The organism is Fulvivirga sp. (assembly GCF_040218215.1).
Lineage (GTDB): Bacteria > Bacteroidota > Bacteroidia > Cytophagales > Cyclobacteriaceae > Fulvivirga.
Genome location: NZ_JAVJQL010000023.1, coordinates 33,121 through 57,439 on the forward strand (window position 1 = coordinate 33,121; position 24,319 = coordinate 57,439).

The following is a 24,319-nucleotide window of genomic DNA, read 5'->3' on the forward strand; positions in this document are numbered from 1 at the left end:
CTGTAAGTTTAAAACTTACGCATTAGGGTAAACAAATAACAACATACAATTATGGAATCATTACCTACTCCACTGGAGCTATTGCTGGATCCGGTTTCTCTTATTATTATCGGTATTTATATGTCATTGTACCTATGGGAATCATTTTTTCCTCGGCAGAAATTTCCCAAAATTAAATATGCTACATTGCGAGGAATAACCGCCTTTGCAGTCTTCTTCTACCTTAGCTCCTATCTCCCAATATTTACTGATAGCTATTTAGCGAGTCTGCAATTGGTAGATTTATCTACTTTACCCACTGCAGTTCAGGTATTGATAGGATTATTCTTTTACCAATTCCTGCTCTACTTGTGGCACTATTCCATGCACAGGTCTGACAGATTATGGAAAATTTTCCATCAGATGCACCATAGCTCAGAAAAACTGGACATACCAAGTACATACTATTTCAGCCCGATGGATATGATAGGGTTTACAATTTTGGGCAGCATATGTTTCGCGTTGATCATAGGGTTGTCTCCCGGAGCAATCACCATTGTGCTAGTTACCCTTAATTTTTTAAGCATTTTTCAGCATGCAAATATCAAAACCCCGCAGTGGGTTGGATATCTGATACAGCGCCCTGAGCAGCACGCCATTCACCATGCCAGAGGTGTACATCAATATAATTACTCGGATTTTCCTGTTTATGACATCCTTTTCGGAACCTTTAAAAACCCAAAAGAATATCAGGGTGAAGCTGGCTTTTATGATGGCGGGTCTGGTAAGGTAGTGGACATGCTAATGTTTAAAGATATTGCTGCTGCCTATGAAAAGTCGAAGCAATCATGAAAAGCCATTTTGAAATCTCTGACGAGGAATTCGAAGAGCAATTTGCAGACTGCATCCTTGAACCATCACTGTTTACACATGAGGCTCATTTAAGGCTTGCCTATATTCATATTAAGAAATATGGGCAAGTGATGGCCGTTGAAAATATCTGCACTCAGATTAAAATTTTTGACAATTGCTTCGGTGATGGCACAAAATTTCACATGACCGTCACTATTGCAGCAGTAAGAATGATCAATCATTTTATGAACAAACAGAAGGGTTTAAGCTTTGAAGAATTAATAGCAACCTACCCAAGGTTAGTACATTCTTTCAAAGAGTTGATAAGGCAACATTACAGCTTTAATGTTTTCACTGATGGCGAAGCCAAAAAGAAGTATCTTCAGCCAGACTTAAGGCCCTTTAACTAGCTAGATTAAATCCGTATATTTTAGTATGGAAATAACCCTTACGACAGAAGATCAGGAGCAGCTCGCTTGTACTGTATTAAATCAGTCGGGGGAGAACGGAATTATTATAATTGCTCCTGCTGTTGGGGTAAAGCAGCAATTTTACAAACACCTGGCTGCATATTTTACAGAACAGAATTATACCGTTTTAACCTTTGATTACCGCGGCATTGGTGCTTCGTCAAAAGTGAAGAATGCAAGGGAATGCACCATGTACAACTGGGGATTGAAAGATCTGACCGTAGCAATAGAACATGCCTACCAGCTATCAGCAGGTAGGCATTTGTTTTTGATAGGGCACAGTGTGGCCGGTCAGCTTTTCCCCCTTGCTAAAAACAACCATAAAATAAAACGTGCCTATTTTGTTGCATCTCAAAACCTCTCCTCCTCTAACTGGAGCGGAAGGCATCGGGTGTTTGTCAATATATTCTGGCACTTACTTATTCCTACCTTTACCACACTTACAGGTAGTCTACCGGGTTTTACCTTTGGTGGTGGTCCTACCCTGCCAAAATACATAGGCAGAAATTGGGCTGAATGGGGTAAAAATCCGAAAGGTGCAGAAGGTGCTATTGAAAATGGTACAACACTTTATCAAAATGTAAAAACCCCTTCAAAGTTTATCGCTATGGCTGATGACCTGCTCCTGGCCCCGCCAAAGGCCGTGGAAGTTTTATATGATTCTTACGGATCTGAAGAATGTGAATATCAAAAAATAACACCATCGCAGCTCAACATCAAAAATATAGGCCATTTCAAATTCTTCAAAAAAGAGATGTCACCACTATGGAAAGATATTGCCTTGTGGTTTAACAAAAACTAATTCGTGATTGCCACTGTTATCCTCTAAATTAGCAATCATGAATTGGGAAGACGTAATCAATTATGCCAAAAAAGGAGCCCCCGCTCCCAGTAGAGTGGTGAAGAAAACCGAGCAGGAATGGAAAGACCAGCTCACCCCTGAACAATATAGAATAACCAGGCTAAAAGGCACAGAAAGAGCTTTTAGTGGTGAACTTTGTAATGTTTATGATGAAGGTAAATATGAATGCACCTGCTGTGGAGAGCCGTTGTTTGACTCTTCCATAAAATTCAACTCATCCTCTGGCTGGCCAAGTTTCACTGAACCAATAAAAGACAATGCCATTAAATATGAAATGGATAAGTCTTTTGGAATGACGCGTGTAGAAGTAATGTGCAATGTTTGCGATGGGCATTTAGGTCACGTATTTCCAGACGGACCTAAACCTTCTGGTTTAAGATACTGTATCAATTCTGAATCTATAAAGTTGAGTAAGTAGCAAGTATGGCTGAACACCATCACGACCACGGCCATCACCACCATCATGGAACAGGCAATATAAAAGTTGCCTTCTTCCTTAACCTTGCTTTTACCATCATCGAAATCATTGGTGGCCTTTTCACCAATAGCATGGCCATTTTATCTGATGCCTTGCATGATCTTGGTGATAGTATTTCACTAGGACTTTCTTGGTACTTTCAAAAAGTATCGCAAAAGCATAAAGACAAAAAATACTCCTATGGCTACAAGCGGTTTTCATTGGTAGGTGCCTTGGTCAACTCCATTATCTTATTTGTAGGTAGCATTTTTATTTTAACCGAGACCATACCCAGAATTTACAATCCTCAAACACCGGACGCACTGGGCATGATCTGGCTGGCCATTTTAGGCGTGGTTATTAATGGAGCAGCAGTATTTCGTTTAAAGAAAGGCGAATCTATTAATGAAAAAGTGGTCAGTCTGCATCTGTTGGAAGACGTTTTAGGTTGGGTAGCCGTACTTATAGGCGCGATAGTCATGTATTTTTATGATCTACCCATCATTGACCCTCTCTTGTCATTGGGCATTGCTTGCTTTATTCTTTTCAATGTATTCAAAAACCTAAAATCGGTATTCAAAATTATTATGCAAGGTGTGCCACAAGATACTAACCAGAAGAAAATAAGAGCATTTCTGGAAGGTCTTGATGGTGTTGAAAATATTCATGATCTGCACATTTGGTCCATGGACGGCCAGTATAATGTGCTTACTGTCCACATTGTAACTAAGCAAAATCTGCAAATGGAGGCTCTTATACCGCTAAAGCAGAAAGTACACGAAGAACTTAAAACTTATGGCATCAATCACGCCACACTGGAGTTTGAGACCAAAGGTGAGAAGTGTGTGCTGGAGGATTGTTAGAAACTTACTTGAAAACTGTCATCTCATATAAGTTTTCTTTCAGTTAACTTTCAAAAAGTTATTCAAATACTGAAGTGAAGATCAATTTCATCTTTTTATTATTGGCCCTATTGGCCGAAATTATAGGTACTGTAGGCGGCTTTGGTTCTTCAGTATTCTTTTGTGCCTATTGGCAACTTCTACTTCGACTTTTATTCCGTCTTAGGCCTCACAGCCATCTTTCATTTATCAAGTAACCTGAGCAAAATATTCCTTTTCAAAAATGGGCTGGACAAATCACTACTCCTCTACATTGGTCTCCCTTCAGTAGTTTTTGTAATTATTGGTGGCTACCTGTCCAAGCTTGTGGACAGCACCTTTTTAGAAATCTTTCTGGGTATTTTCCTGATAGCGCTTAGCTCATTGTTCCTCATCAAAAAGAACCTCGTCATCAAAGCCGGGAAAAGAAACTCCTTTATTGGTGGCAGTCTGTCCGGACTCTCTGCCGGACTGCTAGGAACAGGTGGCGCTATTAGAGGTCTTACAATGGCGGCCTTTAGCCTTGAGAAAAGCGTGTTTATTGCCACTTCTGCTTTTATTGATTTTATGATAGATTTCTCAAGAACTTTTGTCTATTATCAGAATGGATACATCCATAATCATGACCTCATTTACGTTCCTTTTCTTTTTGTAATTGGCCTAGTAGGCACTTATGCTGGTAAAAAAATATTAAAATTCGTTCCTCAGAATTCTTTTAAAAGGCTTTCATTAATTTTAATACTGCTGATTGGTATTGTTACTATTGTGAAAATATTGTGGTAGTTAAAACTAGCTAGAATTATGTCAAATACAGATTTAATAATAGAAGAGCGCAGCCGTGACATCGGGGATTTTATGGTGGGTCGTCTTATTCCTTTTAGAAAGAAAAGAATGGTAGGCCCATTTATTTTCATCGATCATATGGGGCCAGCCACCATTGGCGATGGAAAATATATGGATGTAGATCAGCATCCGCACACCGGGCTATCCACCCTCACCTATATGCTGGAAGGCGAGATTGTGCATAAAGACAGCGTGGGCTCAGATCAGCTGATTACTCCCGGCTCTGTGAATTGGATGACTGCCGGCAAAGGGGTGACCCATACAGAGCGCACTCCAGAACACCTTAGAGTGACAGCGACCTCCACCATGCACGGCTACCAGATATGGGTGGCACTGCCCAAGCATTTGGAAGATATGGAGCCCTCTTTTCACCACATTGATGCAGACCAATTGCCGCATTGGAAAGATGGTAAAACAGCATTCAGGCTAGTGGCTGGTGAAGGGTTTGGTAAAAAATCTCCTGTGCCTGTGCACTCAGAATTGTTTATGATAGAAATCAAGACTGAAGAAGATTATGCCTTAGACATCAACGGGCAGTTGGATGGTGAAATTGGTATTTGCATTGTGGAAGGTAGCATACAGGCCTGTGAGCATCATGTGGAGGCTGGTAATATGCTGGTTTCTAAAATTGACAATCAGTGTGCGATAGAAATAAAAGCTGGCTCGCATTTGCTGTTATTTGGTGGCAAACCCTTTGAGGAAGAGCGGTTCATCTATTGGAATTTTGTAGCCACCAGTAAGGAAAAGCTGGAAGAAGCCAAACAGCGCTGGCGCAATAGGCAATTCCCTAAAGTACCGGGTGATGGTACTTATGTGCCAATGCCGGAGTAGTGGGTGGTATAAATTTGTTAGATTAGGTGATAATTAAAAATAACATGCACTCGGGTTATTGATAGCCGGGTGTTGGGAGTCATGGCAGAATGCAGAAAATGAAAATACAACTTTTAATAGCAACTTTATTAACAACTCTTTACGGCTGCCAAACAGACATCGAACTGGCTCAATTGATTGATCAGAACTCGCCAATCATTCTAACTGTGAGGTCGACCAACGGTCAACTAAGTGACTTTCGAAAAGACACAATTTTGGTCAACTCAGACAAATGGCAAAAGCTGGTGCAATTTACCAATAACAACACTGCTGACTGGAAATCAACACCTGCTTCTTATATCTCAGACTTTTATTTACAACGGGGCAACTTCCGACTTTTGGGTTGGAAGAACGGAACTTCTGTCGTTATCGATTTTAACGACTCGGACGGTCAAACGAAGCAACTTATGCGAACCACCAAACCTGGAGAACTCAACTTCTTGATAGAATAAGTAACAGACCCCGCTATTCCAGATTTGCACTCAGAAATAAGAAAGGAAATAACTTTCCCATTGAATATAAATTACATGCAAAAAGAAAAGTTAATCAGTCTGTTTGAAAAGCTTTATGATGGCTACCCTTGGCTGGGGGTGAGCATTAAATCTACTTTACAAGACATTACAGCGAAGCAAGCTTCCACTAAATATTTAGCCAACTGTAACTCCATTTGGGAAATCGTAAATCACCTTATAAGTTGGAAAATCAATGTATTACTAAGGTTGCGAGGTGAAGTGATCACCACTCCTGACAACAATTACATTGAGGAAATAACCAATACCTCCGAAGAAGCCTGGCAAGCAACTATTGGAAGATTGGAAGAAGCCCACCATAAATGGCTGGACTATTTAAAGGCCTTTGATGAACCAGATTTTGACAAAACCTACCCACCCAATGGCATGACTTACTATGAGCACGTCCATGGTATTATTCAGCATGATGCCTATCATTTGGGACAGATAGTGCTGCTGGCAAAGGGCATTAACTGATTATATTTTGTTGACGAGGCAAAGTAATTGAATCCCACTAGTTGGATTAATGGGGAAAGCAAAAATCGATATGGCGCAATGCCTTATCCCAACATTCCTCAATAAAAACTTGTAACAACTGCCCCCACCTGTTACTTTCACAGAAAAAGAATTATGATTGTAATAAGTAGCTTTAAAGAATTTGAAGAATGGTTAGGCAAGGAAATGGGCGTTTCTGACTATCACAAAATCACCCAGGATCAGATTAACTTATTTGCCGATGCCACGCTTGACCATCAATGGATACATACTGACCCGGAGCGTGCTTCACAAAGCCAGTTTGGTAGCACCATCGCGCATGGTTACTTGACCTTAGCCATTACCCCTCATTTGTGGAAGCAAATTGCAGACATAAGAAATACCAAAATGATGATCAATTATGGTATTGAGAAGATGAGATTTAATCAAGCTGTAACTGTTAACAGTGAAGTGCGCCTTAAGGCCAAACTAGCTTCCCTTATGGATCTCAGAGGCATTACCAAAGCACAACTGGATATTGAATTGGAGATCAAAGACAGCAAGAAGTCTGCTTTTACAGCAACTTTAGTTTTCCTTTACCATTTCAATTAAGATGTTTCGCACCGAGTTGCATATTGAGCCTTCTGCCAACAAGATAGGCCTCCACTCTCCTATTCTTACCATAGGCTCATGCTTCTCAGACAATATTGCCAGCAAGCTATCCGATAATAAGATAGAAGTGCTGGCCAATCCTTTTGGTACGGTTTATAACCCCATCAGCATTTTCAAACTTTTGGGAAATGCATGCAAAAAGGAGCATCCAAAAACATCAGAAGTTGTTGAGAATGATGGCCTTTTTGCGCATTATGACTTTCATTCTTCATTTTCAAAATTGAATGAGGCTGAGCTTACTACTGCTATTAACAAAGCTGTGGATGACACTCATGAATTTCTAAAAAAGACCGATTATCTAATTATCACTTTTGGTACTGCATTTGTCTATGAACTTGATTCAACAGCCGAAGTAGTAGCCAATTGTCATAAGGTACCGGCTAAAAATTTCACTAAAAAATTACTGACGCAAAAACAGGTTTTAGAGGCCTTTGAAGAGGTCTATCAAAGACTGATGGATCTAAAACCTGATTTGAAGATCATTATCACTGTTTCCCCGGTCAGGCATATCAAAGATACTCTTGCTTTAAATAGTGTAAGCAAATCAACACTGCGATTGACCTGCCATACTTTGGAAAACCAATACGATAATGTCGCCTACTTCCCGTCCTATGAGTTGCTTATGGATGACTTACGTGATTATAGGTTCTACAAATCTGATATGCTCCACCCCTCTGCAGAAGCTCAAGATTATATCTGGAGTAAATTTGCACCAACCTATTTTGATGATCAGACACAGAGTTTCATTAAAGAATGGGTTAAAATTAAAGCAGCTATTGATCATCGTCCATTCAATCCAGCCTCAGAAAAGCATCAGCAGTTTATTAAGGCCACAATTGAAAAAATTGAGCTGCTCCCACAAGAAATTTCTTTCTCTGAAGAGCTTGAAACGCTGCGGAATCAGCTGCTATAATAGGACTTAATATCCGGAATGATTGTCATTTTGAATCCCGATTTATCTGGCAAGAAATCTCCCAATTGATCAAGGAGACTTCTCACTTCACCGTGTTCCGTTTCGAAGAGACGATTTAGTTTATTGTATTTATTACTCATGGAAAATATCTTAAGAAATTAACGTCTCTTGACAGCATTTACCTTCAATACTTGGTAGTTTTACTATTGATGCGCAGCACCATAATCTTAATATTCATCAGCCTATCTTTTAGCTGTTCTAGAAACGAAGAAACAGACATGCAAACTGAACATAAAACTCCAAATCACCTTATTAATGAAACAAGTCCTTACCTTCTTCAGCATGCCTATAATCCCGTAGAATGGTATCCATGGGGTGAAGAGGCGCTGAAAAAAGCTAAAAAGGAAGACAAACCAATCTTAGTAAGTATTGGCTATTCTTCATGCCATTGGTGCCATGTTATGGAGCGCGAGTCGTTTGAAAATGACTCCATTGCCGAGATAATGAACAAGTACTTTATCAACATTAAGGTGGACCGTGAGGAACGCCCGGATGTTGATCAAATCTATATGGATGCTGTACAGGCCATAGGTGGTAATGGTGGTTGGCCTTTGAACGTTTTTCTGCTGCCTGACCAAAAGCCATTTTATGGTGGTACGTATTTTCCTCCTTCTGGCTGGACGCAGCTCTTGCAAAATATAGAAGTGGCGTTTAGAGATAAGCGTAGCGAGTTAGAAGGCGCAGCCAACACTTTAACAAATGCACTGTCTTCCAGCGATCTGGAAAAGTATAATCTGAATCCTGAAAAGTCAGAGTTTCAATTGAGTGAAATTGACAGCATGTATGCAGTTTTTTCTAAAAGATTTGACACTGCACTGGGTGGCATGGACAGGGCTCCAAAGTTTCCAATGCCAGGTAGCTGGCAGTTTTTATTGAATTACTATGCTACCTCTAAAAATGAAACAGCACTTGCACAGCTTAAATTGACGCTAGACGAAATTGCCAAAGGCGGAATTTACGATCAGGCCGGTGGTGGCTTTGCACGCTACTCGGTAGATGCCAAATGGCTGGTGCCACATTTTGAAAAAATGCTTTATGACAATGGTCAGCTGGTAAGCTTGTATTCCAACGCCTATAAATTGACCAAAAGCCCGCTTTACAAAAGTGTGGTTTATCAAACGATAGACTGGCTAAAAAGAGAAATGACAGACGCTTCTGGCGGTTTCTACGCAGCGCTGGATGCTGATAGTGAAGGTGTCGAGGGCAAATTTTACGTATGGACAAAAGAGGAATTTGATGAAATAGTTGGAGAAAATGCTCAAATAATGGGCGCATATTATAACATTTCAGAAGAAGGCAATTGGGAGCATGGGAATAACATACTGCACAAGAAGTTGTCTGATCAGGAGTTTGCTGACACTCATGGCATAGCATTAGATGAACTTGAGCAATTGGTAGATGAGACCAACAGTCTCTTGTTATCAAAACGAACTGAACGCGTACGTCCCGGATTGGATGACAAGGTGCTTGCATCCTGGAATGGTCTCATGATTCAAGGATTAGTGGATGCTTATGAAGCCTTTGGAGAAAAGGAATTTTTAAATCTGGCTGTTACCAATGCCAATTTCATTGTAGACAAGATGATATCTGATGGTCAGCTAAAACGTACTTTTAAAAATAATAAGGCCACTATAGATGCCTACCTTGAAGATTATGCTTTTGTCATTCAGGCTTTTACCTCTCTGTATAAAGCTACCTTTGATGAAAAGTGGCTCCAGCATGCAGATGGTTTAATGAGTTATGCCAATGCCAATTTCTTCGATACTAAGGAGCAGTTCTATTATTTCACTGATAATGAATCAGAAGCTCTTATTGCTAGAAAAAAAGAAGTTTTTGACAATGTAATTCCAGCTTCAAACTCTCAAATGGCCATTAATCTGTACATTTTAGGCACACTCTTAGACAACGAAGATTATCTCAAAAAATCAAAGCATATGTTGTCTTCAATGTCATCTTTGGTTTTGGAAGAACCCAATTACACCTACAACTGGGCCATTCTATATGAAATGATGGCTTATGGAAATGCTGAGGTAGCCATAGTTGGTAATGAGGCTGAACAAATAAGAGCCCAGTTTGCACAACATTTTTATCCTTTCAAAATATTGATGGGTACCACAACCGAAAGTCAGCTACCCTTAATGGAGTACAAGACTACGGTTAATAACAAAACCACTATTTATGTTTGCTACAACAAAACATGCAAATTGCCGGTCAATAGTTTTGAAGAAGCACTTAAACAACTAAAGTAAATTTCTTGAGCCAGCTGGAATTAAATAGTAATGCAGAAGAAGCACGTCACACTTACTTTGTTGATGTAATTCTGCCTGTTCCTATTCCAAAGATGTTCACCTATCGTTGCCCATTTGACCTTGAGGATTTCTTGCAGATTGGTGTAAGGGTTATTGTTCAGTTTGGGCACAGAAAAGTACTGACAGGCATAATTGGAAAAGTCCATGAGCACCCACCTGAAAAGTATGAGGCCAAGTACATTCTTGATGTTCTGGATCAGTCGCCAGTAGTTTTTCCACAGCAACTTAAAATGTTTCAGTGGATTGCTGAATACTACATGTGCACCTTGGGCGAGGTGCTAAATGTAGCCTTACCTTCAGGACTAAAACTGAGCAGTGAGTCTCATGTGCAGATTCATCCTGATTTTGACATGTATGAGTCTGTTTATGACTTTTCTGACAAGGAAGAGTTGCTCATTGAGATACTTAATAAAAACGAATCGCTTAGCTACAGTGATATTGGCAAAGCACTTCAGCAAAAAAATATATTCTCCATTCTCAAGTCATTGGTACAAAAAGATGCCATCATTATTTATGAGGAGATAAGGGAAAAGTACAAGCCTAAGAAAGAAAAAAGAATCAGGCTTAATAGCGAATATTTAAAGGAGGGGGCTTTAGAAGCTGTTTTTGAATCCTTGTCCAAAAAGCCAAAGCAAGAAGAAGTTTTGCTATTTTACCTTCAGCAGGTACCTATTTACAAAAAGACAAAGCTTAATGAACAAGGTATTCCCAAGAGTCTTTTAGCTGCTGACTTATCGACATCAGCCATTAAGACGTTAACAAAAAATGGAGTTCTAGAAGAATTTGAAATTACCATTTCCCGTTTCCCTGACGATGATCAGGAAACCAAGCCTGTACATCTGACTGAGATTCAGGAGAATGCCAAGTCTGATATTATTGAAAATTTCAAAACTAAAGATACTGTCCTGCTTCATGGCATAACCGGAAGTGGTAAGACAGAGATCTATATTAGCCTCATTGAAGATGCTTTGGCAGGCCGTTCGCAGGTGCTTTACCTGTTACCGGAAATAGCATTGACCACACAAATTGTTACCCGTTTAAAAAAGGTGTTTGGTAATAAGTTGGGTGTTTATCACTCCAAGTTTTCTGACAATGAGCGTGTTGAGGTTTGGAATGGCGTGTTATCAGGCAGGTACCAATTGGTGCTTGGTGTGCGCTCTTCAATTTTTCTCCCTTTCGATAATTTGGGGCTTATTTTAGTGGATGAAGAGCACGAGTCTTCTTATAAGCAATATGACCCGGCACCTAGATATAATGCCAGGGATGTGGCGCTTTATATGACATCCATTCATCATTGCAAAGTGCTACTAGGTTCTGCAACACCGTCATTAGAATCTTTTTATCAGGCTAAAAGTGAGAAATATGGATTAATAACACTAAGCAAGAGATATGGCAATGCCACCCTTCCTGATTTCATCGTTGCTGACATGATCAAGGAAGCTAACAAAAAGTTGCTCAAAGGCGAGTTTTCCTCAGTGCTTCTTAAAGAGCTGCAAACCTCATTGGATAATGATGAACAAGCCATAATTTTTCAGAATAGAAGAGGGTATTCCCCCTACATAAGCTGTCAGCAATGCAGCCATATTCCTAAATGCACCAATTGTGCCGTAAGTCTCACTTATCATCAATTCAAGAAAGAGCTGATCTGTCATTACTGCGGTTACAAAGAGAAAATGCCCAATGCCTGTGAAGCTTGCGGTTCTACAGCATTAAAAACCATAGGTATAGGCACTGAAAAATTGGAAGAGGAGATAGCGTTGCTGCTTCCTGATTCTAAAGTACAGCGAATGGACCTTGACACGACCAGAAGCAAAAATAGCTACGAAAGGATTTTGAAAGACTTCGAAAATAAGGAAATAGATATTCTGGTAGGCACGCAGATGGTGAGCAAAGGCCTCGATTTTGATCATGTTAACCTGGTCGGCATTTTTGATATTGACAGAATGCTGCACTTCCCGGATTTCAGGTCATATGAGCGAACTTTTCAGCTTGCCACACAGGTAAGCGGCAGGTCGGGCCGAAGGGAAAAGAAAGGCAAAGTGGTGATACAATCAAAAGCTCCTGATTTGGTTATTATTAAGGACATTATAGAAAACAATTTTACTGCATTCTATGAAAGGGAAATTAACGAACGAGAGATTCACAAGTTTCCTCCATTCACACGTCTGATTAGTGTTATGATAAAGAACAAAGATGTTCAGCTTGCGAGACGGACTGCTCAACGCTTATCAAACATACTTATTGAACAACTGGGAGCACAACGTGTGCTCGGCCCTCAGGAGCCTGTTATTAACAGAATAAGGAACGAATATTTGATGGAATTGCTGATCAAACTGGAGCGCGGCACTATTGATTTAAAAAAAGTGAAAAGCATTCTTCAAAATGCTGCAAATGAGATTCTGGAAGAAAAAGACCTCAAATCTTCTCGCATCATTTTTGATGTTGATCCTTATTAACTAGTTCTAAGTTTAATGTTTGATGTTCTAAGTTTGGAGATTGAAATTCAAGATTCAAAGTTTAGTGTTGAGTAAGAACTTAGAACATGGAACTTAGAACTTTCAATAATTATCTTTCTATTTTTGCGGCCAATGAAAAATGCAGGCTATCTTATATTGTCAATCCTTTTAATCTCTTTTGCGGTATTGAGCTGTGCCGAGGAAGAAGAGGAATTAGAAGGTATTGAAGCTATAACTTCTGTCAAGTTTATTGATAACGATAGTCTGGCCTCTTTAAATGCGTCTAAAAGTAGTAAGAGTGCCATGGTCAAAACCATCGAAGCGCGGATTACTGCCATTGATGCAGACCCAAATAAAGGAGCGCTATTAGATGAAAAAGATTCGCTTAATAAAGTAAAATCAACGCTTAATGAGGAAATAAAAACACTTAACACCCTAATTACTAATGTCAATAGTGGTTTGGCAGAAGTATCAAGCATTAATAGTGTTCCTCCTAATGTTAAGGCTAAGAAACTCCATACCTTATATTTAAATAGCAATGATACTATCAGTAAGTATTCGATTATTATTTATGACAGACTTGATACTCTTGATTTGGTCTATGAACAGGAATTTCAATATGTTGAAAATCAATTAAAGGTTATATCCAGTGGGGTTAGGGTCAATCATCACAGCTATGATTCTGTCACTGTCTCATGTAAAAATTGTTTAAGTCACGATGCGCAACTTACAGTTTACTTTTAGTCTGGTTTTGTGCCTGTATGTAAGCAGTCTCTTTGCTCAGACTGATTCTACTGAAGTAGTAGATTCAAAGCCGCAAACAGCTGTAAAAAAAGCTCAACCTGACTCAGTAAAATCAGTAAAAATAGTGGTGAAATCTGGGCCTCAGATTTATCTTGACTATGGCAAACTCCTACTTCGTGCTACTGAATTTGAATCCAAATTTGAAGCTGGGGTTGCATATACCTTTGGTTTCAGGATACAGCCAAACTTCCAGTATGGTATTGCAACACTGGAACCTGCAACCGCTATTGAAAATGGAGAATATAAATCAGAAGGAAGCTATTGGAGAGTAGGCATTAATTATATCATCCCTTTTGACAACACCAATACTTTTTATGCGGGGGTAAAATATGGACAATCGAAATTTGAAGACTCAGGTTCCTATCTAATAGAAAGCGAATATTGGCCGACTTATACAGACGGGTTTGAACGCAAAGGCCTTGAAGCTGACTGGTTTGAGCTTGTTTTAGGTTCAGAAAAGAAAATGAGTGACAATGTCTTTATTGGAGGAATGTTTGGGCTGAGGTTTATCTACGAAAGGTCTAAGGAAGAATTTATTGACATTTACGCCATTCCTGGATACGGAAGAACTACAGATAAGAGCACTCCGTATGTTAATTTGTATGTCAAGTACCGCTTTTAGTAGTTACTAAAAGTCCCACTCTTCATTTAAATGAATAATGGCATGGTGTGCGGTTAAGTCATACTGACAAGGTACTACAGACACATAATTATTGGCAATGGCCCATTCGTCATTGTCTTCACCTTTATCATGGTTCACAAAGTTGCCCGCCATCCAAAAGTATCTTCTTCCATTAGGGTCGAAGCGCTGATCAAAATCTTCCTGCCAACTGGCATTGGCCTGACGGCAAATCTTAATCCCTCTTATCGATTCATTGCGCTTTGGCGGAAAGTTGACATTCAAAGCCACTCCTTTTGTTAACCCTTTTTCCAGCACATTTCTGGCTATCTGTTTCACATATTCACCAACATGGGAAAAATCAGCATCACTTGAGTAGTCACATAACGAAAATCCAATGGCTGGAAACCCTTCCATTGCACCTTCTATGGCCGCTGACATGGTACCACTATATAATACACTTATAGAAGTATTGCTACCATGATTAATACCACTAACTACCAAATCTGGTCTTCTGTCTTTTAAAACAAAATGTTTTGCAATCTTGACACAATCGGCTGGTGTTCCACTGCACTCAAAAGATTTTATCTCTCCAAAAATATCGCTCTTTTCCAGTCTGAGGGTATTACCAATGGTTATGGCATGCCCCATTCCACTTTGTGGGCCGTCTGGAGCCACCACCACCACATCCCCCAATTCTTTCATCAACTCCACCAGGAGTCTAATACCTTTTGATGTAATACCATCATCATTTGAAACAAGGATCAGGGGTTTACTCATTTGTCTTTTTTGTCTTCTTTATTTTCGAAAAGTGAATTGTAATACGCCACTACTCTAACAATATCCCTTCTTCTATCAGGGCGTATTCTATTGGCTTTCATATATTTCTTTATCTCAGAGTTTCTATCTCTAAGCATATGTATCAAATCCTTTTTAGACCCGAAATACCGCTGAATTTTTCCATCCTCTTTAAGAAAATAATAGGTAAAGTCTAACTCAAGTCGGCTGTAGGTACCGGCCATAGCATAGGGATTTGATACCACCTTATACTCTATTTTCTCACGGCACAGTAATGTCATAGGTCTTCCGGCTTCTATTACCTCAAACATCAATGGCGTTTCATAATCTCCACTGACCGCATAAGGTAGTGCGTAAAACTCACGGTACCTGTTTATAGTTCTATCGAAGATTTCAAAGTAAAGCACCTTCTTGGCTGACAGGGCTATGCCGGTTTTAAGGTTATCACGGCTAAATTCAACAATATCTGTCTCCTGACTGTATTTTACCTGACCCGATAAGGTGTCTCCTTCAAGCAAAACAATCTTGCCATCATGCCAAAGTTCAGAAGGAAACTCCTGTGCATAAGCACTTCCTGCAACTAAGAAAGATATAAGAATAAAAAGCTTTTTTAGCACGTATTACTTTTTAAGAATTTGGTGACCCATCTTATCCCTTTTGGTTTCAAGATAATGTTGGTTATGCTTATTTGGAGCAATCTCTATGCCTATATTATCAACAATTTCCAATCCATAACCAATCAAACCTACACGTTTCTTAGGATTATTAGATATCAATTTTATTTTTCTTATTCCTAAATCCCTAAGAATTTGAGCGCCAACACCATAGTCACGCTGGTCCATTTCAAAACCCAATTTCAAATTAGCCTCAACAGTATCCATACCTTCTTCCTGAAGTTTGTAAGCTTTTAATTTGTTGACCAATCCGATGCCTCGTCCTTCCTGGTTCATATAGATAACCACGCCCTTTCCTTCTTTTTCCACCATTTCCATGGCACCATGTAGCTGTCCGCCACAGTCGCAGCGACAAGAACCAAAAATATCACCCGTAACACATGATGAGTGAACTCTTACCATTACTGGCTCATCTTTATCCCATGTCCCTTTTACTAGTGCTATATGATTTTCGCCAGAGTTTGTCTGCTTATAAACATGCATTTGAAAATCACCGTGATCAGTAGGCATATGTACATTATCAACCTCCCTGGTAATTAAACTCTCCTTTTCGACCCGGTATTTTATCAAGTCTTGGATAGAAACAAGCTTGAGATCAAATCTCTTTGCCACATGCACAAGGTCAGGGAGTCTAGCCATAGTGCCGTCTTCATTCATTATTTCAACCAGTACACCTGCTGGTCTAAAACCGGCAAGTCTGGCAAAATCAATAGCTGCTTCTGTATGGCCTGCTCTCCTAAGCACACCACCCTCTTTAGCACGCAATGGAAATATATGACCAGGTTTGCCAAGCTCTTCAGGGTTTATTTCTGGATCAGCTAGTGCCTTTATGGTTTTAAATCTGTCATGAGCAGAAATACCTGTAGTACATCCATGGCCAATTAAGTCTACTGAAACGGTAAAAGGTGTTTCAAATGCAGCTGTGTTTTTGCCTACCATTAATTCTAGTCCCAACTCTTCACATCTTTCCTCTATTATCGGCACACAGATCAACCCTCGACCATGAGTAGCCATGAAGTTTACTATTTCAGGGGTGATGCACTCTGCAGCACAAATAAAGTCCCCCTCGTTTTCCCTATCTTCATCGTCAACAACAATAATCACTTTCCCATTCCTTACATCTTCTAAGGCTTCTTCAATAGTATTCAACTTTATCTCCTGCATGGCTATTATTAAAATCTGGCGCAAAAATAGGCCATTTGAATTAGTATACGAAACTTGCTTTGGTACTCAACAAACATATTAATGGGGATGTTCGCAAAGCTGTAAATATTATGTTTATCCTGCGATAATTTTTAAATTGTGAGCCAATTTCAATATTATGATTAAAACATTTGCCGACTATCTTAATAAACACAACTCTTACAATGACGAGCTGTTAGCGCTCAGAAAGATAATTCTGGACTGTAAGCTTAAGGAGACAATAAAATGGGGTTCCCCTGTTTACACTTCTGGAGGGAAAAATGTGGTAGGGTTAAGTGCTTTTAAAGGTTATTTTGGTTTATGGTTTTTTCAAGGTGCCTTGATCAAGGACACACATCATAAACTAATCAATGCGCAGGAAGGCAAAACCCAGGCTATGAGGCAATGGCGGTTTAATAGTATCGAAGAAATTGACGAGGGTCTGATTAAAAAATACATTCTGAATTCAGTTGAGAATTTTAAAGCTGGAAAAGAAGTTAAGCTTCAAAAGAAACCGCTACTTATTCCTGATGAATTAAAAGAAGCCATGGCTTCTGACAGCAACTTGAGTGAAGCCTTTGATAGTCTGTCACTTTCCTGCAAAAGGGAATATGCCGAATATATAGGTGATGCAAAAAGAGAGGAGACACGAAAAAACAGGTTAGAGAAAGTAATGCCCATGATAAAAGACAAAAAGGGTCTGAATGACAGGTACAGATAGCTTGTTCATCGAGCAATTCAGACCACTGGCATAAAAATATCATCATAGTTCAGCAGCAAACTTTAAATTGAAAAGAAACAGATTTTTATGAAATACCTATCAACCCTACTTTTATTATGTTTTGCTATGGCAGTAAGTGCTCAGGCCAAATACGATATCAAGAAGCCCTTTACTGATGAAAAGCTGGCTGTCTTTGAAACTATTGTCAAGTTGTTTGATGGTATGCGTGCCGGAGACAGCGTTATGGTTCACAGTGTTTTTAGAGAAAATCCTGATATTTTCACCTCATCAAACAATGCTGATGGAAAGCCAATGCTGCATAGAGGTGAACTTCAGAAGTTTCTTACTGCTGTTGGCACACCCCATGATGTTGTATATGATGAGCCCATATGGGATGTGAAAATTGAGATTGATGGCAACCTTGCAATGGTTTGGGCACCCTATGCCTTTTACGCTGGCAAAAATTTTAGTCATTGTGGTGTTGATGCCTTCTTGCTTAACAAGAATGAGGACGGGTGGAAGATCTTCCATCTGACTGACACAAGGCAAAAAGAAGGCTGTAATATTCCTGAGTCTATCAAAAAAGGGCGGGATAAATAATTTACTTCTTGTAAATCTTAACTTCAATCATGATAAGAAAAACCTTAACCCTGATACTGACATTAATTGTTGGATATTCCTACTCTCAACAGCCATCAAATGAAGACCAACTAAAGCAAGTGATAACTTCATCTTTTGACGAGGTATGGGGCATTTATAATGAAAACAATATCAAGAAATATTATACTGATGATTTTCTGCTTTTAGAAAATGGTGAAGTGTGGAACAATGATTCTATTGTCAGCTATTTCAATGATGTTATTAAAAATAACAAGAAGCTGCGCAGGGTAAATGACTTTACTTTCATTGATGTAAAAGTCACAGGTATGACTGCATGGATAGCCTATCAGTTTAATTCCGTTTTCTATAAAGGTGATAAAGTAGCAAGAAAGTCATCCTACTTGGAAAGTGCCACTGCAATACTTACTGATGATGGATGGAGATTAGATATGCTGCATTCGACAAGGACAAAGCATGAGCTTTTCGACTAATGAGTTTAGCTAAAAACAAAGAGAACGCCATAGCCTTTTATAAAACGGCTTATTATGGCGATCCACAAAAGGCAGTTGATCTGTATGTTGGTGATGTGTACATTCAGCATAACCCTGATGTGAGTGATGGTAAGCAAGGCTTTGTTGATTATTTCAACAGAATGCAGAAAGAATATCCTGACAAGTCTATTGAATTTGTAAGAGCAGTGGCAGAAGGAGATTTAGTCGCGCTACATACACATCAAATTTGGCCAGGCGATGATCAATACATTACCATGGACTTTTTCCGTTTTGATGAAAATGGAAAAATAGTAGAGCACTGGGATTCTATTCAGCAAATACCTAAAACATCAGCCAATGACAATACGATGTATTGATTTGGTGTAATTCATAGAAGTAAATACCTTTAACCCGAATGAACGTACTCGGAATTGATATAGGTGGCTCGGGAATTAAAGGCGCCATAGTAGATATTAGCACAGGCAAACTTGTCTCAGACAGGTTTAGAATTGACACTCCTCAACCATCTACCCCAGAGGCAGTAGCTTTGGTGATAAAACAAATAAAGGATCACTTTGAATGGCAGGACGATATCGGTTGTACTTTCCCTAGCGTGGTAAAAGAAGGCAAAGCCACTTTTGCTTCTAATATGGACCCTGCATGGAAAGGAATACAGATAGATGATGTGTTTAGCGATGCTTGCGATGATACACACTTTGAGGTGATCAATGATGCAGATGCCGCTGGTATTGCAGAAATGAGGTTTGGTGCTGGCAGAAACAAGTCAGGGCTTGTAATTGTAATAACCATTGGAACCGGATTGGGAAGTGGCATTTTTTATAATGGTGTACTCATCCCAAACTCAGAGATAGGCAGAATGTATGGAAAAAATGGCGAGCCTATTGAACAATATGCCGCTGATTCTGCCCGTAAAAATGAAGAGTTGGACTATGACGTATGGGGCAAACGGTTTAATAAATTCCTGAAATACGTAGAGCGCATCTACTCTCCTGATTTTATCATTTTAGGTGGTGGCGCCAGCAAGAAAATCCATAAGTTCAGAAAGCATATCAAGATAGAAACTCCTTACACGGCTTCAGAAAAACTTAATAATGCCGGCATTATAGGCGCTGCCTATAATTGTGCCGAGCATCATAAGTGATCAGTTAATTTTCTATTCGGTTCCTTTTATTGGTCTGTGGCACACAGAACAAATCAGGGCAAAGGTCTGTGTGCCACAGACTTTAGATAAAATTCTATTCGCTTCTTAAGGCATCCACAGGATTAGAAGTTCCTACCTTAATGGTCTGGAACGAAACTGTAGCTAAGGCGATAATAATTAATGTTATGCCAGGCAAAGCAAATAACCACCAACTCATATCTATTCTATAGGCAAACTCAGCGAGCCACCCATCCATAACATACCAGGAAACAGGTATAGCCAGCACAATGGCTATCAATATTAGAATCACGAAATCTTTTGAAAGCAAAGTGACAACACTACCAACAGTTGCTCCAAGCACCTTGCGCACGCTAATTTCCTTATAGCGCTGTGTTGCCATATAGGAGGCCAATCCAAATAAACCAAGACAGGCAATAAATATAGCCAGCCCTGCAAAAAGTCCAAAGACCTGCCCAAACTGCTGATCTGCTTTGTACTGCTCCTGATAATGGTCATCCAGAAAAAAGAAATCAAATGGATTACCGGGGAACTGCGCTTTCCACTCCTCCTCTATAATTGCAATAGTGCGAGGCATATTATCGGTAGTTACTTTCACTGAATAAAAATTACTGGCATTTGGGATTAACCTGAATATGAGAGGTTCAAATGATTTCTTTAAAGACTCATTATGGTAGTTTTTTACTACCCCTACTATCTGAAAAGTATCTCCCCAAAATTGTATCTCTTTCGTTAAAGCTTCATCTAAACTCTTGAAGCCCATTAACTCTACAGATGACTCATTGATAATTACAGTATTAGGGTCTGTGGTTCTCGCTTCTTCAAAATTACGGCCTGCTACCAGTTCAATATCAAAAGCCTCCAGGTATTCATAGTCACCACCAATAATTCGGTACTGTTGCGATTTATTTGGGTCTTCGCCAATCACATAAATACCTCCGGCATTCCAGTCAGGCTGACTTCCTGGTACCGAGGTAGAAGAGGTAACTACATTAATTTCAGATTGTGCAGATAGGTTGTGTTTAAATACATTCAGCTTATCAGAATACAAAGAGTCTGTAACATTTGGGCCACGGACCACAAGTGTCTGGTTGATATCCACCCCAAGATCCTGATTGCTCATATAGTTCAACTGATAGAACACCGTAGTAGTACCCACCATTAAAACCAGTGAAGTGAAAAACTGGAATACTACCATGCCTTTTCTAAGTGTCTTACCACCAGAGCTGTTTTTCAACTTACCTTTCAATATGGCCACAGGCTTAAATCCGGATAAAACAAGTGCTGGATACAGGCCAGACAGCACAGTGCCTAAAACCAAAATACCGCCAATAAGCAAAAGTATATTTGAATCAAACAGCTCAAAGGCTATCTCTCTGCCAGTAAGCAGATTAAAATAGGGTAACAACAAATAGATAAATAGTAATGAAGCCAGCAGCGAAATTAAATTTAGTATAAATGACTCTACTAAAAACTGTTTTACCAGTTGTCCTCGCATAGAACCCATTACCTTTCTTATCCCCACCTCTTTTGAGCGTTCCATAGATTTGGCCGTGGTAAGGTTAATATAGTTAACCCAGGCGATAAGTATAATAAAAAAGGCGATAATGTAGAGAAAATTTGTAGCCTGCGCATTGCCATTTGGCTTAAACTCCATCATGTAGTTAGAAGTCAAATGAATATCCGTAACAGGCTGTAGATTAAACTTAACATCACTATTAGAATTGGTTAAATTTTCGCCAATTTCTTTTTCAATCAGGGCAGGAATTTTAGACTCAAAATCTTTGTAATCAGTACCCTCTTTAAGCACAATATAATTGTAAAAACCATCCCAATTCCATTCTCCTGTCACCTCACTGTCCACCAAGTCAACAAAAGTTGAAAATGAATAAAGTACATCCGCCTGCATGTGAGATTTTTTAGGGAGGTCTTCATAAACTCCTACAATTTCAAATTCCTTGTTCCCATTATGTTCAATCATTTTGCCTAAAGGCTCCTCTTCTCCGAAATACTTTTTAGCAGCACTCGCAGAGATTACGGCTTTATAAGGCTCTTTTAGAACAGTTTCCGGATCACCCTGAATCAGCTTAATTGAGAACACCTTAAAGAAATCTTCTGAAGCATAATAAGTGGCATCTTCACGAAACGCATTCTCATTATACTCAAGAACCGCATTACTATTGGTCATAATCACAAAGCTTTCAACCTCAGGAAAATTATCCTTCAGGGTTTTTCCAATTGCTCCACATCCAGCGGCCCATTGTGTGGTTAATTCACCAAGATTGTAGCGGTCTTGCTGAATTCTGAAAATATTCTCCTTATTCTCCAAATGCTCATCATAAGATTGTTCATGCTGCACATAAGTCCAGAGTAGCAAAAAGGCAGTTATACCTACTGTAAGCCCTGAAACATTAATAATTGAGAACAGTTTGTTTTTGGTTAACGACCTCCACGAGGTCATGAGATAGTTGTGTAACATAGCTATATTGTTTGAGTTTTGACTTAGTTCATCGATTGATTTGAGACGATAGCTTCGCATAAAGCGAATGACATCGAGAAAGTATAATAACCTGGCTGCCCATAGACCTTGCTTTTCAACACGCAATTGAAACCACTCATACAGATCGCCCTGCACCTCTTCAATATAATTTTTGGAACAGTACCATTCCAAAAACATATCGGCCCATACAGGTGGTTTGTGTTTTTTCATACTTTAGAAGCCTAATTCTGGCATAGAATTCCAGAGTTTATTCCTTAGTTGTTTTGATTCGTTTAAAACTGCATGACCAGTAGCGGTAATGCTGAAAAGTCGCTTTTTGCGTCCTCCCCTTTCTGCAGTGGCTCCACCAAGTTCAGACTTTACATAACCTTTGTCTTCCAGTCTGTAAAGCACATTATGGATGGTACTAATAGTTACTGACCTGTTAGATTCCTGTTCTATCAGCTCAGCTATTGAGATGCCATAGGCCTCACCATTAAGCACAGCCACAGTCAAAAGAACAAGCTCTTCAAATTCACCTAAATAAGTTCCTTTCATAATAACATTCTTATTTGTCGGACTAATATATGCATTTTATATCATTCCTATTTGTCAGACTAATAATTCTAGTACTGATATGAGCACAAATGGTTACACTAAATCAAAGATTATCTTTCATTGCTTAAGAAAATATTTGATAACTTTCACCCTTAAGACTTAATCAACCAAACACTATGAAATTTATAAAAGGCCTCGTACTACTTGCTATTGGCGGTTTTCTAATTTATTGGGCACAAACCCATGCACCCAACAACGACTTACTTGATGCTATAAATAATGAAATAATAGGATCTTACGCACTAAGCAAGCCCATGTACTATGCCACACTAGCTGTAGGTGGTATTCTTGCCGCGCTGGGTATTTTCAGGGTTTATAAAGACACCAAATAGAAATGTCATCGGCCTACATCTTTAATTCAGAAAGGCTGGGATTTAGAAATTGGCAGGACAGTGACCTTAAGGCATTGGCAACAATGAATGCTGATCCCCGGGTAATGGAGTATTTTCCTTCCACCGTAGATGAAGTAGAAACGGCTAAGTTTATTGCGAGAATGCAGGCAGAATTTGCCAAACACAACTTTTGCTATTTTGCCGTTGACCTGCTTTCGAGTAATGAGTTTATAGGATTCATTGGGTTATCCAATAAAGATTTCGAAGCTGATTTTACACCGTGCGTGGATATAGGCTGGAGAATTGATCCTGACCATTGGGGTAAAGGCTATGCCACCGAAGGTGCTAAAGCTTGTCTTATTTACGGGTTTAACACTATAGCACTAACAAGTATAGTGTCTATGGCTCCCAAAATAAATAAAAAATCCATAGCTGTGATGAAAAAGATAGGGATGCAATTTGAAGCAGAGTTTGAGCATCCAGCATTGCTAAATGATGAGAGACTCAAGACTTGCGTGCTATATAAAATAGAAAGCAATGAAAGCTAAATTAACTGAATTCTACTTTTCAGAATCCATGAAATGGATATCGACCATAGCGCTTATTGCTGGTAATTCGATATTGATAATTTATACTGATTACAACTACTTCATAACCATATCACTGCTATTCATCCCTTTTCTGTTTACCTCAAAATATGAGATAAGCATAGATAAAAGTACTTCTGTCATTGAAGATACTTTTAGCACCGTGGGCATTAAAATTAAATCGGATAGGGTTGAGTTTAAGCAGTTGCAGGGCATTAGGGTTGACAAGGAAAAGCAGAGCTATACAGCTAATACGCGGTCAAGGGTGAGGCAGGTCACTTTCAATGAATATACTGCTACACTGGAATATGATGGAGATAAGGTGCTTGAGCTTTCCAGAAATTCAGATTATGAGGCGTTTGCCGCCCACGTTTATCCATTTGCAGAGCAGCTGGATTTAGGTATTCGGAAGACTTATTAGCATGAATATGCCACTCCAAGAAGGTGTCTCAAAAGTTAAGCGTCATTACGAACGCAGTGAAGCAATCTCCACTTCAAAGTCTGTCCCCAGACAGACTTTCCTCATTGGGTAATTGAAAAAAAATTAGTTCTTTCGGGGGACAGATTTAGGAGGAGACTTATTAGATTTTATTAGTCGTCATGGCGGAATATAAAGGTTTACCTTTT

General features: G+C 39.3%; 28 protein-coding genes. 23 read left to right on the forward strand and 5 right to left on the reverse strand.

The window, feature by feature from the left end; all coding sequences use genetic code 11:
• Positions 1 to 51: 51 nt before the first annotated feature.
• From RIB54_RS15955 to RIB54_RS16025, 15 genes are all read left to right on the forward strand, one after another.
• Positions 52 to 831: a sterol desaturase family protein gene (locus tag RIB54_RS15955; protein ID WP_350101811.1), complete on the forward strand. Its 780-nt coding sequence runs from the start codon at positions 52 to 54 to the stop codon at positions 829 to 831.
• A complete protein-coding gene (locus RIB54_RS15960; RefSeq protein ID WP_350070657.1) occupies positions 828 to 1,241 on the forward strand; it encodes a hypothetical protein in 414 nt (137 codons plus the stop codon). Before RIB54_RS15955 ends, RIB54_RS15960 begins: the two co-directional genes overlap by 4 nt.
• A 25-nt stretch (positions 1,242 to 1,266) precedes the next feature.
• Positions 1,267 to 2,103 (forward strand): alpha/beta hydrolase family protein, encoded by an 837-nt coding sequence (locus RIB54_RS15965; protein ID WP_350070660.1) that lies wholly within the window; start codon positions 1,267 to 1,269, stop codon positions 2,101 to 2,103.
• 37 nt (positions 2,104 to 2,140) lie between these two features.
• Positions 2,141 to 2,581, forward strand: a complete 441-nt coding sequence (msrB, locus tag RIB54_RS15970; RefSeq protein ID WP_350101812.1) for a peptide-methionine (R)-S-oxide reductase MsrB — start codon at positions 2,141 to 2,143, stop codon at positions 2,579 to 2,581.
• Positions 2,582 to 2,586: 5 nt separating this feature from the next.
• Positions 2,587 to 3,483: a cation diffusion facilitator family transporter gene (locus RIB54_RS15975; protein ID WP_350101813.1), complete on the forward strand. Its 897-nt coding sequence runs from the start codon at positions 2,587 to 2,589 to the stop codon at positions 3,481 to 3,483.
• A 162-nt stretch (positions 3,484 to 3,645) separates the two neighbouring features.
• On the forward strand, positions 3,646 to 4,284 hold the full coding sequence (locus tag RIB54_RS15980) for a sulfite exporter TauE/SafE family protein (RefSeq protein WP_350101814.1): 639 nt from the start codon (positions 3,646 to 3,648) through the stop codon (positions 4,282 to 4,284).
• An 18-nt stretch (positions 4,285 to 4,302) separates the two neighbouring features.
• Positions 4,303 to 5,175 carry a pirin family protein gene (locus RIB54_RS15985; protein ID WP_350101815.1) on the forward strand — a complete coding sequence of 291 codons (873 nt, stop codon included), beginning with the start codon at positions 4,303 to 4,305 and terminating at the stop codon, positions 5,173 to 5,175.
• 98 nt (positions 5,176 to 5,273) lie between these two features.
• Entirely contained in the window at positions 5,274 to 5,666 is a 393-nt protein-coding gene (locus RIB54_RS15990; protein WP_350101816.1) for a hypothetical protein, read from the forward strand.
• A gap of 75 nt (positions 5,667 to 5,741) precedes the next feature.
• Complete coding sequence (locus tag RIB54_RS15995; RefSeq protein WP_350101817.1) at positions 5,742 to 6,200, forward strand: DinB family protein; 459 nt, start codon at positions 5,742 to 5,744, stop codon at positions 6,198 to 6,200.
• Between the two features lie 153 nt (positions 6,201 to 6,353).
• On the forward strand, positions 6,354 to 6,809 hold the full coding sequence (locus RIB54_RS16000) for a MaoC family dehydratase (RefSeq protein WP_350101818.1): 456 nt from the start codon (positions 6,354 to 6,356) through the stop codon (positions 6,807 to 6,809).
• 1 nt (position 6,810) lies between these two features.
• Positions 6,811 to 7,782 (forward strand): GSCFA domain-containing protein, encoded by a 972-nt coding sequence (locus tag RIB54_RS16005; protein WP_350101819.1) that lies wholly within the window; start codon positions 6,811 to 6,813, stop codon positions 7,780 to 7,782.
• A gap of 209 nt (positions 7,783 to 7,991) precedes the next feature.
• A complete protein-coding gene (locus tag RIB54_RS16010) occupies positions 7,992 to 10,091 on the forward strand; it encodes a thioredoxin domain-containing protein (RefSeq protein ID WP_350101820.1) in 2,100 nt (699 codons plus the stop codon).
• A 5-nt stretch (positions 10,092 to 10,096) separates the two neighbouring features.
• Positions 10,097 to 12,607 (forward strand): replication restart helicase PriA, encoded by a 2,511-nt coding sequence (gene priA / locus RIB54_RS16015; protein WP_350101821.1) that lies wholly within the window; start codon positions 10,097 to 10,099, stop codon positions 12,605 to 12,607.
• A gap of 132 nt (positions 12,608 to 12,739) precedes the next feature.
• Entirely contained in the window at positions 12,740 to 13,351 is a 612-nt protein-coding gene (locus RIB54_RS16020) for a hypothetical protein (protein WP_350101822.1), read from the forward strand.
• Positions 13,326 to 14,033, forward strand: a complete 708-nt coding sequence (locus RIB54_RS16025) for a DUF6048 family protein (RefSeq protein ID WP_350101823.1) — start codon at positions 13,326 to 13,328, stop codon at positions 14,031 to 14,033. Before RIB54_RS16020 ends, RIB54_RS16025 begins: the two co-directional genes overlap by 26 nt.
• 6 nt (positions 14,034 to 14,039) lie before the next feature.
• On the opposite strand, the gene surE is transcribed toward RIB54_RS16025, so the two are convergent.
• Genes surE through RIB54_RS16040 form a run of 3 tightly spaced genes read right to left on the reverse strand, consistent with a single transcriptional unit; the run spans position 14,040 to position 16,666 of the window.
• Positions 14,040 to 14,810 carry a 5'/3'-nucleotidase SurE gene (gene surE, locus RIB54_RS16030; protein WP_350101824.1) on the reverse strand — a complete coding sequence of 257 codons (771 nt, stop codon included), beginning with the start codon at positions 14,808 to 14,810 and terminating at the stop codon, positions 14,040 to 14,042.
• Positions 14,807 to 15,445: a hypothetical protein gene (locus tag RIB54_RS16035; RefSeq protein ID WP_350063294.1), complete on the reverse strand. Its 639-nt coding sequence runs from the start codon at positions 15,443 to 15,445 to the stop codon at positions 14,807 to 14,809. Before RIB54_RS16035 ends, surE begins: the two co-directional genes overlap by 4 nt.
• Positions 15,446 to 15,448: 3 nt before the next feature.
• Positions 15,449 to 16,666, reverse strand: coding sequence for a bifunctional 3,4-dihydroxy-2-butanone-4-phosphate synthase/GTP cyclohydrolase II (locus RIB54_RS16040; protein WP_350101897.1), 1,218 nt, complete (start codon positions 16,664 to 16,666; stop codon positions 15,449 to 15,451).
• 157 nt (positions 16,667 to 16,823) lie between these two features.
• Here RIB54_RS16040 and RIB54_RS16045 point away from each other — a divergent pair, with 157 nt between their 5' ends.
• The 5 genes from RIB54_RS16045 to ppgK all read left to right on the forward strand — a co-directional run bounded on the left by RIB54_RS16045 (position 16,824) and on the right by ppgK (position 19,658).
• The gene (locus RIB54_RS16045) at positions 16,824 to 17,405 is read left to right on the forward strand and encodes a YdeI/OmpD-associated family protein (protein WP_350101825.1); all 582 of its coding nucleotides are present in this window, start codon (positions 16,824 to 16,826) and stop codon (positions 17,403 to 17,405) included.
• A gap of 87 nt (positions 17,406 to 17,492) precedes the next feature.
• Positions 17,493 to 18,005, forward strand: a complete 513-nt coding sequence (locus RIB54_RS16050) for a nuclear transport factor 2 family protein (protein ID WP_350101826.1) — start codon at positions 17,493 to 17,495, stop codon at positions 18,003 to 18,005.
• Positions 18,006 to 18,034: 29 nt separating this feature from the next.
• Positions 18,035 to 18,496: a nuclear transport factor 2 family protein gene (locus tag RIB54_RS16055; RefSeq protein ID WP_350101827.1), complete on the forward strand. Its 462-nt coding sequence runs from the start codon at positions 18,035 to 18,037 to the stop codon at positions 18,494 to 18,496.
• A complete protein-coding gene (locus RIB54_RS16060) occupies positions 18,496 to 18,873 on the forward strand; it encodes a nuclear transport factor 2 family protein (protein ID WP_350101828.1) in 378 nt (125 codons plus the stop codon). The genes RIB54_RS16055 and RIB54_RS16060 overlap by 1 nt, the downstream gene beginning before the upstream one ends.
• Positions 18,874 to 18,911: 38 nt before the next feature.
• Complete coding sequence (ppgK, locus tag RIB54_RS16065) at positions 18,912 to 19,658, forward strand: polyphosphate--glucose phosphotransferase (protein WP_350063300.1); 747 nt, start codon at positions 18,912 to 18,914, stop codon at positions 19,656 to 19,658.
• A gap of 94 nt (positions 19,659 to 19,752) precedes the next feature.
• Here the strand turns inward: ppgK and RIB54_RS16070 are convergent, their stop codons facing one another.
• Positions 19,753 to 22,386, reverse strand: coding sequence for an ABC transporter permease (locus RIB54_RS16070; RefSeq protein ID WP_350101829.1), 2,634 nt, complete (start codon positions 22,384 to 22,386; stop codon positions 19,753 to 19,755).
• Positions 22,387 to 22,389: 3 nt separating this feature from the next.
• Entirely contained in the window at positions 22,390 to 22,713 is a 324-nt protein-coding gene (locus tag RIB54_RS16075) for a PadR family transcriptional regulator (protein ID WP_350101830.1), read from the reverse strand.
• Positions 22,714 to 22,889: 176 nt separating this feature from the next.
• Between RIB54_RS16075 and RIB54_RS16080 the strand changes: the two genes are divergently transcribed.
• The 3 genes from RIB54_RS16080 to RIB54_RS16090 are packed head-to-tail and all read left to right on the forward strand — an operon-like array spanning position 22,890 to position 24,113.
• Positions 22,890 to 23,105: a hypothetical protein gene (locus RIB54_RS16080; RefSeq protein ID WP_350063303.1), complete on the forward strand. Its 216-nt coding sequence runs from the start codon at positions 22,890 to 22,892 to the stop codon at positions 23,103 to 23,105.
• 2 nt (positions 23,106 to 23,107) lie between these two features.
• A complete protein-coding gene (locus RIB54_RS16085; RefSeq protein WP_350101831.1) occupies positions 23,108 to 23,653 on the forward strand; it encodes a GNAT family N-acetyltransferase in 546 nt (181 codons plus the stop codon).
• Positions 23,643 to 24,113: a hypothetical protein gene (locus tag RIB54_RS16090; protein ID WP_350101832.1), complete on the forward strand. Its 471-nt coding sequence runs from the start codon at positions 23,643 to 23,645 to the stop codon at positions 24,111 to 24,113. The genes RIB54_RS16085 and RIB54_RS16090 overlap by 11 nt, the downstream gene beginning before the upstream one ends.
• Positions 24,114 to 24,319: the final 206 nt, after the last annotated feature.